Origin of the sequence: Ehrlichia ruminantium (genome assembly GCF_009728835.1) — a bacterium.
Taxonomy (GTDB): domain Bacteria; phylum Pseudomonadota; class Alphaproteobacteria; order Rickettsiales; family Anaplasmataceae; genus Ehrlichia; species Ehrlichia ruminantium_B.
On record NZ_CP033455.1, the window covers coordinates 757,568 to 769,980 of the forward strand.

The window sequence follows — 12,413 nt, forward strand, 5'->3', positions numbered from 1 at the left end:
CTTCTAACGTATTTTTATTAATATTTAAAATATGATAATCAAATTTTGATATCCTAGTTTTTAGTGCAATAAAATAGCTTATAACAGCTATTATAAAACCTTCAAAAATACATGTAATAATTAATATCATAATTTCCACTGCTACTTTCACAATACAATAAAGATAGAGATTACTCTATTAATTTAATATAGTGAAAATTGACATACATACCTATTATAAATTGGCAGATTTCTATTATATTGCCTTATTGTAATCAATTTTTATAAAAATACTAAATATATATATTCATCTATTAAAAAATATATTATTTAATATAAAATATTAATAATTAAGGGACTATATATATGCAATTTAGAATTAATAATAATATTTCATCTGTACTTACATCAATTAATAACTTAACCTTATATACTTATACGATATATGATATTGAAAAAAAATATGTATGGTGTAACAAATGTATATGTATTGGCATGATTACACCAAATAATCAAGCATCAATGGTAAAAACACTAAATAAGCCAATGTTATGTACCGATAAAGAGGCACATTATATATTTTTTATAAAAGCCACAAAACTTACTGGAAAAGTATGGATGTGCGTACTTGTAAAAAATGATCAATTAACAAATTTTTTACAAAAACTAACCTTAAATAACTATAGGCCAACACAAACAGGAGTTTCCATTACAGTAGCTACAAATATAAACCTTTTTCAATCCTATACTAAAATCATTTGTTCTGGAGAAGGTAACATAAGCTTTTCTAAGTTAAAAAAAAGGATAAAACGTGAATGTAAGAATAGCAATGATCAATTACTAAATACTATAGAATTTCCACCTAACAACACATTATTCAATAGAATAATTAATGGTATTACAGAGATACTACCAATGTATGACAGCAGCTATAGTAGAATATTATAAAGTTATACTTCTACTATACTGTTAAAATATAGTTCTGGAGTTTTGATTTTATAAAAATCTATTGATACATTTAGAAAAACTTTTCCTTACTAAATAAATGATAACTCAACTACTAGCTTTTTATAAAAATATTAGGCCTATGTAAAATAAAATTATGTTATTATCTTTTAGTTGAATATATTCAGTTATATATATGCATGATTTAGATTTCATAAAAAACAACCCAGAACTATTTGATGAAGCAATGCAAAGTAGAAATCTTGGGAAAGCTGCTCAAAAAATTATTGAACTCTCTGCTAATAAAAAGTACATGTTAACACAATTATACTCTTTACAAGAAGAGCGGAACAACGTTACGCAAGAAATAGAAAAACTAAAGAGAAACCATATTCAATGTGATACTCAAATAGAACTTTCAAAAGAATTGACAAAAAAAATAAATGAGATTAACAATAAGATAAAAGCAGATTCTGAATTAAATGATCTACTTAATATACTCCCAAATATACCAGATAAAAAAGTACCCATTGGAAAAGATGAAAATGATAATATTGAAATAAGAAGACATGGAAAAAAGGTAGATTTTAAATTTCCACCAAAGACTCATTATGAATTAGGTGAAAAACTAAATCTAATGGATTTTAAACAAGCTGCAAAGCTTTCTGGATCAAGATTTGTAATATTGAAAAATCAATTAGCACAACTAGACCGTGCTTTAGCAAATTTCATGCTAGATGTTCATACTCAAGAATTTGGATATTCAGAAATATCCCATCCTATATTAGTACATGAATCTGCTATGTATGGAGTTGGGCAACTACCTAAATTTGCTAATGATTCCTTCAAAACCACAGAAAATTTCCGTCTCATCCCTACAAGCGAAGTAGCATTAACTAACTTAGTATCAAATATGAATATCAATGCAAATAACCTACCAATTAGGTTAACTGCATGTTCTCCATGTTTTAGATCAGAGGCAGGAAGTGCTGGTAAAGATGTACGAGGCATGATGAGACAACATCAATTTAATAAAGTAGAATTAGTAAGTATTGTTACTGAAGAACAATCAGAATTAGAATTAGAAAGAATGACACAAGTTGCTGAAGAAGTTTTACAAAAATTAGAACTACCATATAGAGTAATGATGTTATGTACAGGAGATATGGGCTTTTCAGCAAGTATTACTTATGATATTGAAGTATGGATACCAAGTCAAAATCAATATAGAGAGATTTCAAGTTGTTCAAATTGTAAAACTTTTCAAGCACGTAGAATGAATGCCAAATACAACACAATAAGCAATGGCATCAAGGTAAATAAATTCGTACATACATTAAATGGTTCTGCTTTAGCAATAGGACGAACTATAATTGCGATTTTAGAAAATTACCAAAATCAAGATGGTTCAGTAACTATACCACATGTTTTGAGGAAATATATGAATAATCAGAACATAATAAAATGATATTAATGAGTTTACTATGGATTATTAGATAAGATTTTATACGTACTAAGATCTAGGGTACCTATATTACTATTAATTATGAAATATAAAAAATTCTATCAACTTATAACTACAGTATAATATTGTGTAAAATAATTGATATCAATAATGTCTGTATATTAAAATAACCAAAAAATTGAAATAATATATGAGCAATATCAAGTAAATAATAGTAATAATATCACCTTAACATACAGAAAAACTCAAGAGATTTTACTTTATAATAATATCGGTTATAGCAATATTGTACAAAATATAATTTATACTACAATGCTTATTCACATAAGGCATCTTAAAATATATAGAAGTATATTGATATAAAGAAAAATGAACTTTTTAATACCGTATTTATATAGTAAGTTACATGTATCACTATTACCTTCCAATAAATGATACACAAATAAACAAGTCAATTGTTTATCATACTTTATTTAATAGTACATTAAATTTTATAAATATATAACAAAAAACTTAAATACTAAATATACTATGAGTACATTTAACTTATATGTATCATTAAGTTATATTGATTAATAACCATTATATATCTTTTACAATATACCTATAATCAAGTAACATATGTTTTTCAAACTAATATCAAAACAGTCAACAAAGAAACATTAAAATATGTGCTTCAGTAGATAAAGAAATCATATAGATTTTGTAATATATTTGATTGATTTTTTATACTACATTCTAGTAGACATCACTTTCATAACATATGATTATCGTATTTTACACATAAGATATTAATTTAATAATTTATCTCCACTTTACTATAGGAGGCATGGACATCATAATCGCATCAGGATTTCCATTAGTCAGTAAACCAAATCTTGTGCCTCTATCATAAATCAAATTAAACTCTACATACCTACCACGTTTCAACAATTGATATTCCCTTTCCTGTTCACTCCAACTTCTATACATATTTTTCATTACAATAACCGGATAAATATCCAATAAAAACTTACCCACTGCTTGAGTATAGCAAAAATCAGATTCCCAATCTCCTGAATTTATATTATCGTAAAATATTCCACCGATACCACGTGCTTCTTTTCTATGGTGTAAGAAAAAATATTCATCACATTGCCGTTTGAACTTTGGATAATATTCATGATTATACTGATCACACATCATGCGTAAATTACTATGAAAAAATTCTTCATCCTCTTTATTTTCATATATAGGGGTTAAATCTATTCCTCCACCAAACCAACTCTTATCAGATAAACAGATAAACCTGGTATTCATATGAACAGCTGGAACAAATGGAGAACACATATGTGCAACAACAGAAATCCCACTCGCCCAAAATTCTGTACCTTCTGCATAAGAATCATGAAATTTATTAGAATTCATAATATTTAATAATTCAGAATTCTTCGTAATACTACCGTACACTTCTGATACATTTATACCAGCTTTTTCAAAAACATTACCTTGTATTATTATAGAATGTCCCCCTCCACCTTCAGGTCTTGCCCAATCTTTATACTGTACTTCCGGTACTAAAGAAGAAAATTTTTCTTCTACTGATAAGAATGCAGAAAGAAGTTTACCTTGTAATTCTGTAAACCAACTTACAACCATTCTTTGTTTATCTTTTATAGATAATTCATTCATAATAATACCAGACTTAACTTTCAGATTAATAAACTATTGTATAACCTTATTTTTTTCTTAATCTAAAACTATTATATCAATAAACAACTTAGGGTAATAGGATAACAAATAAAAAAGTACCTAATATGCTATCTTACATACACCTCTATTTGCTATAACATCATATTTAGAAAACTAACAGAAAAAGTACCAACAAATCAAGCTATGTATATTCCTTTATACCATTTATTTTATGTTCTTACTTACTATGATACGCTAATGTTAGAACAAATAATAAAAATTCATTTTATTCATCAATCTCAACTAATATTCCAAGTGCCCTCTTGTAAGTCATGACAAGCATTTCATGTTCTTCTCTATCATCATTATTCATTTTTCTTAATTTTATAATTTGTCTCATTGCTTTAGCATTAAAACCATTACTGTTTGCTTCATTATATACACTTCTAATACACTGACCTATTTCTTCTCTTTCAGATTCTAATTTTTCAATTCTTTCTATATAACGCTTTAAACTTTCAATAACCATACTATCTTTATCTTTTGATACTAGACCATTAACAGAAATCATGTATTTTTCTCATATAATTCTCGATAATGGTAGTATACCAATAATTAACTTGAACGCAACTGATCAAATAAATAAGATTTAAAAAAAAAAAGAAATTAGCATATAATCAAAATTAAAAATGAACAGCACTACATAGTAAAACGTAGTACTGCTCATATAAATGGTATAACTTATATAGTAAGTAACAGCACTTTCCTCTATTTATATGAATCTCTTTAAGGCAAGATGCAACATATAAACACCAAGTCAGTATAACTTAAAAATGTACATCCCATACAATAAGCTAAGTAACTTACCATGACATATGGATAATACTATTTACCTATTATTAAGAAAACATTTTTTTACCTGATTCATTCCAATTATGTAAAAAATCTTCAAGTCCTTTATTTGTTAGAGGATGTAAAAACATCTGTTTAAAAACTGAAGGTGAAATCGTAACCACATCAGCACCTATCTTTGCAGCCTGTATTACATGTACAGGACTACGTACAGATGCTACTAAAATTTGAGTATTAAATGAATGATATTTATTATAAATATCTCGTATATCTTCAATTAACTTCATTCCTGAATGACTAATATCATCTAATCTACCTACAAATGGAGATATAAAATAAGCTCCAGATTTTGCAGCCAAAATAGCTTGAGCTGGTGAAAAACAAAGTGTTACATTAACTTTAATATTATGTTCATTAGATAGAATCTTACATGCTATTAATCCATCATAAGTTAAAGGAAGCTTTATTACCACATTTTCAGCAATTTTAGATATCTCTAAAGCCTCACTAATCATATCTTTATAAGATGTAGAAATAACCTCAATACTTACTGGCCCTTTTACTAATGAACATAACTTAAATATTAGGTCAGTACATTTTAATTCTGATTTTGAAAATAAAGATGGATTAGTAGTAACACCATCTATTAAACCACTAATATAAAACTCCTCTAAGAAGTTTATATCTATAGTATCAAGAAATATTTTCATGTATTTTGATATTATTTATAAAATTCAATTGTTTTTCTGCAATTTCAAGTAACATTCTATCATTGATATTATGCAAAATTTTCTCTATGTCTTCTTTATATGCTTTAAGCATACCAGCATTAACATCATAGGCATTAATTAATTGATTAGCGATAATCTTACACTCATATAAAGCAACCTTAAGTATAGGATTCAGCACATAAAATAACCTAACCTCTCCTGTATCAAGGATTAACTTAACAAGCCCAGAACACAGCTCTATTATAAAATTTTCATGACCAGGTAGTACCACAAACTCACCATCACAAGTATATGAAGTAATAGATGCAACATTCTGCATTTCTAATGATACATCTGGAGTAACAAATTCAACAGAAAGGTATTTCATAACTATTTACCTTCTTTTTGCAATAACTCTGCTTTCTTTACAGCTTCATCTATATTACTAACCATATAAAATGCAGCTTCCGGTAAATGATCATATTTACCTTCTACTATACCCTTAAAACTAGATACTGTATCTTCAAGAGAAACAAATACACCTGGAGTACCAGTAAATACCTCTGCAACATGGAAAGGTTGTGACAAAAACCTTTGAATTTTCCTTGCTCTAGCTACTATAAGCTTATCTTCTTCTGATAGTTCCTCCATCCCAAGAATTGCAATGATATCCTGTAAAGACTTATATGTTTGTAATATACGCTGGACCTCTTTAGATACTTCATAATGTTCTTCTCCAACAATATCAACAGATAACGCCTGAGAAGCTGAATCCAAAGGATCAACAGCAGGATATATACCTAGTTCAGCTATTTGCCTTGATAATACAGTTGTTGAATCAAGATGAGCAAAAGAAGTTGCTGGAGCTGGATCTGTTAAATCATCTGCTGGTACATATATTGCTTGTACTGAAGTAATAGAACCACGATTTGTAGAAGTAATCCTCTCTTGCATAGCACCCATTTCTGCAGCAAGAGTAGGCTGATAACCTACAGCAGATGGGATTCTACCTAATAAAGCTGAAATTTCAGAACCAGACTGAGTAAATCTAAATATGTTATCTACAAAAAATAATACATCCTGATTTTCAATATCTCTAAAATATTCTGCCATAGTTAAAGCAGACAATGCAACACGTAACCTTGCTCCAGGAGGTTCATTCATCTGACCATACACTAAAACTGCTTGTGACTTATCTTTTTCCTCTAAATTGATTACACCAGACTCTATCATTTCATGATATAAATCATTTCCTTCACGCGTACGCTCTCCTACCCCAGCAAATACTGAGACCCCTTTATGAGCTTTTGCAATATTATGTATTAACTCCATAATAAGTACAGTTTTACCTACACCAGCACCTCCAAATAAACCAACTTTTCCACCTTTAAGGTATGGTGCTAGTAAATCTATAACTTTTATTCCTGTAACTAATATTTCTGTAGTAACTTTTTGATCAGTTAATTTAGGAACTTCTGAATATATAGGCTTAATAGAGTAATCTGTTTTAGCTAATGGACCACAATTATCTATTGGATTTCCTAAAACATCAAAAACCCTTCCCAAAGTTGCCTTACCAACAGGAACGGATATAGGAGCACCGGTATCAATAAATTCATCATTTCTAGATAAACCATCAGTACTATCAAGTGCTATACACCTCACAATGCTATCACTAATATGCTGAGATACTTCAAGAACTAATTTTTTTCCATTATAAACTTCTTTACTTTCTAATGCATTTAGTATCTTAGGCATTTTTCCATTAGAAAACTTAATATCTACAACTGCAGTCATTACACGAATTACCATACCGACATTCTGATTGGAACTATTAACACCAATACCCACATCACTCTTACTTTTACTACTCTTAACCCTACCTTTTACTTTATCAGTTAAATTTGACATTTTGTACCTTACATTACAATAAAAACACAGCACATATTATAAGCTGATTACCAGAACTCATCAGTTCACCAGTATTGTAATTAAATAAAAAAAACTTGCAATACCTAAACAATGCATTTGTAAGTACCCCTAGCCGGACTTGAACCAGCATGTCTTTTCAGACAATAGATTTTGAGTCTACCGCGTCTACCAATTCCACCATAGGGGCTAAAACTATATTTCTTACAATATATAATTTTCCACTATCAGTCAATGTTTTAATAATAGAACATGTTTTTAAAATAGATCAATTACCCAAATTTCTCACTTTGCAGTAACTCATACATTTTCTATTTTTATTAAATCATTTCTAGGATTTTTTATTTAATTGTATAAACTTGTACTATTCTTGACAACTTTTTATGTTTAAAAAAGTATATATTAACTAATCAAAAGGCTATGTTATATGTCCATGTCAGAAAATGACCATACTTTACACTATATATTAGATGAAAAAATAAGTAATGCTCTAACTCAAGCATTAGAAACACAAAACTATCAATCAATACAAGAAATAATTAATGAATCAGATAATGTACAACTAGCTTATTTTTTACTCACCTCAACATACCAACATCGCAAAGAATTACTGAATAACATAAATGATAGTTTAATCAAAGATATTTTAATCCATTTAGTACCAGATTTACGTCAAGAAATAATCAAAATTTTAGGGATAGAAAAAGTAGCATCTTTAATATCTCAATTAAGCATTGAAGACATAGTTGTTATAATCGAAGATCTAGATAAAGAAAGTCAAGCAAGCATTATAAACGTATTATCAAAACGCAATAAAATTTTTGTCAATGAATTACTATCATATCCAGAAGAAACTGCTGGAAGACTGATGCACAAAGATATCGTTATTGCACCAGAATATTGGACAATAAATCAGTTACTATATTTTCTCAACCAAAATAATAAATTAAAAAAAGAATTTTATGAAATCTTTATCGTAGATTCCAAGTTAAACCCTATAGGATGTTTAAGATTAGATAACATAATATGTGCAAATAAATCCCAGGTTATTAAGAATTTGATGAAAACTGACATCAAAATCATAAAATCACATACAACACAAGAAGAAGTTGCTGAAATCTTTAGAAAATATTCCTTGCTATCAGCACCCGTAATAAACAAAGAAGGAAGAATAATAGGGTCAATAATAGTACATGATATATTAAATGTAATACATCAAGAAGCTGAAAAAGATGTATTACACCTAGGTATGGTATCAAACAATGATATAAATTCTTCTCTATTAACAACCGTTATAAGAAGATTACCATGGTTAATAGTAAATCTTCTAACAGCAACAGTTAGTTCAATGATAATAGGAATATTCAGCAATACATTACAGCATTTTATTGCCTTATCTATAATAATGCCAACTATAGCATCCATGAGTGGAAATGCCGGTTTGCAATCTTTAGCAGTGACAATTAGAGCACTCTCTACAAAACAATTAACCCATAGAAATGCATATAGGTTGTTATTTAAAGAATTATGTGTAGGATCAATTAATGGTTTAATATTAGCCATTATAACATCAATAGTACTAATACTTAGAGGACAAGATACTGAAATTCAAATATTAGCTGGAACTTCAATGATAATTACCTTCTCTATTGCAACTTTTTTAGGAACTGCAATACCAATGCTATTAAACTTTTTTAAAGTTGATCCTGCAATATCTTCTTCTATTATCATATGTGCTACAAGTGATACTCTATCTTTCCTGATTTTCTTAGGAATGGCAACAATATTTCTATTATAGAATAGACAAGTATATATTATTACATAAATTAACTATTTATTCTAATTACTACTAAACAAAACTATTAATTGACCGAAATAAGAACCCTATAACTAAAGTTATTCATATAGAAGACAGCATACCTGAAAATGGTATTAACGTAGAATTATCAATGCATTGGAATGATTCATATTATGAAAATATGTTATGTTTTACAAATAACATAAGGTAACGAGATGGTGGTACTCATCTTGCAGGTTTCAGATCTGATATGACACGTTATATGTAAGCATTTTTACAACTCAATTATCTTAAAAAGTATCTTAATTATCACTTCTAAAGGTTGTAATTCAGCATTTCCACCAATAGATACCACATTGGAATCATTACAAATCAGACATATTGTACAATTATTAACAAATGAGATAGCATTATAGATACTGTGTTAAACATAGATACATAAATCCAGATAATTATTAATAAAGTCACAATATAGCCAATTTATAAAAAAAATATCAAAATATTTACTTGGTTATTATATTATCAATGCAGGAGATTGACATCACGAACATCCAACTTGTTATTGATACAAGGCATACATTAGTCTAATTTTTATAAGTATGTATTACAAATTCTTTATAAATCCATACAACCAAACCTCCTTCATCAATAACACCAATACATGAAATATTTAAATAAAAAATATGCTCCTGTTGCACTAAAGAACTACACAGTTCTTCATTAATCTTTATTTCTTATCTTATACCTAAATTATATAAAATGTTTAATACAACATCTATAATGCTCTTTCCTTTATTAATAGCATTCACATTTATAATGACAGTATATGCCATTAAAGATTTTACTGTGATCTCAAAAGAAAATATTGAAACAAATGGCATAATTCCTAAGCTAGCCATTTTAACACCAGATAAAGAAAAGCTTAGTAGTACCTCATGAGATTTAATATAAGATGTTACTCTATTAACAGCAATTTTTGTTTTAAAAATTACAACAGCTTTATTAAGCGGAGTAAATTTTGTGACATTAAATCAAATTAATCAACTGTAACATTAACTTACAGAACTTCTGAATTATATTCAGAGTTATTCCAGTTATTAGGATCTCTAACTTCTTAAAAAGTTATTTTCCATTTAATATAATTCCAATATTTAATTCACATAAAAACACTGAGCTTTAGTATCATTATCTTGCAGTTTATTTTTCTACAGTCATATAAGGATATATATTATAAAAAAATTTATTATGGTAAATTCTTGTTTCATACTTTTCTTTCCACTAATACAATTAATGGTTAGTAATGCTTTTTATGACAAATAGCTCTTACACTATACAAAATCAACTTCCAATAACCTAATACTTTCCAAACAAACCTTGATAATTATATATAAGATACGACTATTTAACATTAATCTGTAACCTAGTTTATGATATTTTAGATATTATTTAATGATCTTGATTAATGCGTGATATGTAAACTCATAAAAATGAGCATATATCATTTATTATGTGTTATCCACTTTAATTTTTATAACACAGTAATACTAGAAGATGTAATGTTTGTATATTCAAAACAATAGATAATAACTAAACACCTGTATTTCTATGATTATTTAATAGTATAACCATTAAATAAAACTACGAAAACACACAATTACATACTATTAATTGCACTATACAATTTAACATTAATAACATGATAAAACTGTACTTTTTAATTAAGTAAACACTATAACTCATTACAGATACCATTTTGTGTATTACTATATCACCATAATAATGATACAAATACTTCTAAACATAGTATTAGAAATATCACATATAGTAAGCTTACTATTATAATTACCGTTATTTATAAACACCACATGTCACTTATACAAATTAATATAAATTATATATCATATCACAAAACAATAGAACTATAGGATATAAAAACACCTTAAGTAACATATTTTGAATTCTACATAACAACAAATAATATTAATATTTTAATATTACACTTGCATTTTTGTGTCAATTAAGTTATATACTAACTTATAGTATATAGATTAGGTGTGTTTATTATGCTTACTACGGATCTCAGTTTTATTGTAAGTTGTGTACTTTTCGCTGTTTCATTACTAGTATTAATGTTACTATTAATACACATGTATTTTACGTGCAAAGTAGAAAAGCAAAACAAAACACTATTAGAGCAGCGCAAAGCAATAATATTAGTTAATGAACAAAATGAAAAATTACTAAAAGACATAGACGAAAAATTTAAGGTTGTAAATTCTTTAGAGAGCAAAATAATAAATTTAGAAAATAAGACCTCTGATTTATCAAATAATGTAAATACCAATAAGGCAAACTTAGAAAATAAGATCTCTGATCTTACACAACAGGTTAGTATATCATCACAAAAAACAATTAATATACAGAATCTGTGTACTGTTTTCGATAAAGAAGTCCAACTTGTACTTGAATATATAAATGGTGTACAACAGGGTATTAAAGACAACAAATCGAAACTACAGAAGTTATCTCAAACTGTAGAAGACATGTACAAATTAAAACCAGCAGCAGATATACACGGTACAAACATACAGCAGATTACAATAAGAAGACAGTCAATCTAATTCAAGTAATAATATAGATCAAATACAATTAGTCAGTTACCTAGTTTACTGAAACTGACTAATTGTATTTGTTATTACATCTAAACACACGCTGCTTATTTTTTTTTAATATCATACAATCTTAGTTGTTATTATGTATAAGCATTTATACATACAAATAAATACAATAGCTATGTAATGGTAATTATAATAAATAGCATAGCAAATTATTCCCAGCTAACTAATTAATCTAAAAAACTTTTATAAATTAATTATGTTATATAATTTAAATACATCCAATATGTAATAATTATTATGTATACACTTATATTAGCTATCTATCATAATATTATGCACATCACATATAAAAACTTTTATCTAAATTGTATTAAATGCAGAATTACAACAGTTACACTAGTAAATTTATGATTATATGACATTCTATTTATAAATTTTACATCTCA

Annotated in this window: 10 protein-coding genes, 1 tRNA gene and 3 pseudogenes (1 of these 14 cut by a window edge); 6 read left to right on the forward strand and 8 right to left on the reverse strand. The window is 27.3% G+C overall.

The genetic code is table 11. The annotated features are described in order from the left end of the window. Positions 1 to 130: pseudogene (locus EDL80_RS02560) on the reverse strand (DNA recombination protein RmuC); it reaches 1,076 nt to the left of the window's first position. 215 nt (positions 131 to 345) lie between these two features. On the opposite strand from EDL80_RS02560, the gene EDL80_RS02565 reads away from it, so the two are divergent. Both EDL80_RS02565 and serS read left to right on the forward strand, forming a co-directional pair. After that, entirely contained in the window at positions 346 to 927 is a 582-nt protein-coding gene (locus EDL80_RS02565) for a hypothetical protein (RefSeq protein WP_158406624.1), read from the forward strand. 193 nt (positions 928 to 1,120) lie between these two features. Then, the gene (gene serS, locus EDL80_RS02570; protein WP_158406625.1) at positions 1,121 to 2,392 is read left to right on the forward strand and encodes a serine--tRNA ligase; all 1,272 of its coding nucleotides are present in this window, start codon (positions 1,121 to 1,123) and stop codon (positions 2,390 to 2,392) included. An 801-nt stretch (positions 2,393 to 3,193) separates the two neighbouring features. On the opposite strand, the gene hemF is transcribed toward serS, so the two are convergent. The 6 genes from hemF to EDL80_RS02600 form a co-directional block, all read right to left on the reverse strand. Beyond that, positions 3,194 to 4,060: an oxygen-dependent coproporphyrinogen oxidase gene (gene hemF, locus EDL80_RS02575; RefSeq protein WP_158406626.1), complete on the reverse strand. Its 867-nt coding sequence runs from the start codon at positions 4,058 to 4,060 to the stop codon at positions 3,194 to 3,196. Positions 4,061 to 4,346: 286 nt separating this feature from the next. After that, positions 4,347 to 4,631: a DUF2312 domain-containing protein gene (locus EDL80_RS02580; protein WP_158406627.1), complete on the reverse strand. Its 285-nt coding sequence runs from the start codon at positions 4,629 to 4,631 to the stop codon at positions 4,347 to 4,349. Positions 4,632 to 4,959: 328 nt separating this feature from the next. Continuing rightward, positions 4,960 to 5,622: a fructose-6-phosphate aldolase gene (gene fsa / locus EDL80_RS02585; protein ID WP_158406628.1), complete on the reverse strand. Its 663-nt coding sequence runs from the start codon at positions 5,620 to 5,622 to the stop codon at positions 4,960 to 4,962. Beyond that, positions 5,606 to 6,010 carry a F0F1 ATP synthase subunit epsilon gene (locus tag EDL80_RS02590; RefSeq protein WP_158406629.1) on the reverse strand — a complete coding sequence of 135 codons (405 nt, stop codon included), beginning with the start codon at positions 6,008 to 6,010 and terminating at the stop codon, positions 5,606 to 5,608. The genes fsa and EDL80_RS02590 overlap by 17 nt, the downstream gene beginning before the upstream one ends. Positions 6,011 to 6,012: 2 nt before the next feature. Then, complete coding sequence (gene atpD, locus EDL80_RS02595; protein ID WP_196492748.1) at positions 6,013 to 7,434, reverse strand: F0F1 ATP synthase subunit beta; 1,422 nt, start codon at positions 7,432 to 7,434, stop codon at positions 6,013 to 6,015. Between the two features lie 223 nt (positions 7,435 to 7,657). Continuing rightward, positions 7,658 to 7,741, reverse strand: a tRNA-Leu gene (locus EDL80_RS02600). A 237-nt stretch (positions 7,742 to 7,978) separates the two neighbouring features. On the opposite strand from EDL80_RS02600, the gene mgtE reads away from it, so the two are divergent. From mgtE to EDL80_RS05085, 3 genes and pseudogenes are all read left to right on the forward strand, one after another. After that, the gene (gene mgtE / locus EDL80_RS02605; RefSeq protein ID WP_158406631.1) at positions 7,979 to 9,349 is read left to right on the forward strand and encodes a magnesium transporter; all 1,371 of its coding nucleotides are present in this window, start codon (positions 7,979 to 7,981) and stop codon (positions 9,347 to 9,349) included. A 67-nt stretch (positions 9,350 to 9,416) separates the two neighbouring features. Further along, positions 9,417 to 9,557 (forward strand): annotated as a pseudogene (locus tag EDL80_RS05180) (hypothetical protein); the annotation flags it as partial. 195 nt (positions 9,558 to 9,752) lie between these two features. Next, positions 9,753 to 9,885 (forward strand): annotated as a pseudogene (locus EDL80_RS05085) (aspartate carbamoyltransferase); the annotation flags it as partial. A gap of 198 nt (positions 9,886 to 10,083) precedes the next feature. On the opposite strand, the gene EDL80_RS05185 reads toward EDL80_RS05085, so the two are convergent. Continuing rightward, on the reverse strand, positions 10,084 to 10,248 hold the full coding sequence (locus tag EDL80_RS05185) for a hypothetical protein (protein ID WP_158406632.1): 165 nt from the start codon (positions 10,246 to 10,248) through the stop codon (positions 10,084 to 10,086). Between the two features lie 1,248 nt (positions 10,249 to 11,496). Between EDL80_RS05185 and EDL80_RS02620 the strand changes: the two genes are divergently transcribed. Next, positions 11,497 to 11,970 (forward strand): hypothetical protein, encoded by a 474-nt coding sequence (locus tag EDL80_RS02620; RefSeq protein ID WP_196587313.1) that lies wholly within the window; start codon positions 11,497 to 11,499, stop codon positions 11,968 to 11,970. The last annotated feature ends 443 nt before the right edge of the window (positions 11,971 to 12,413 follow it).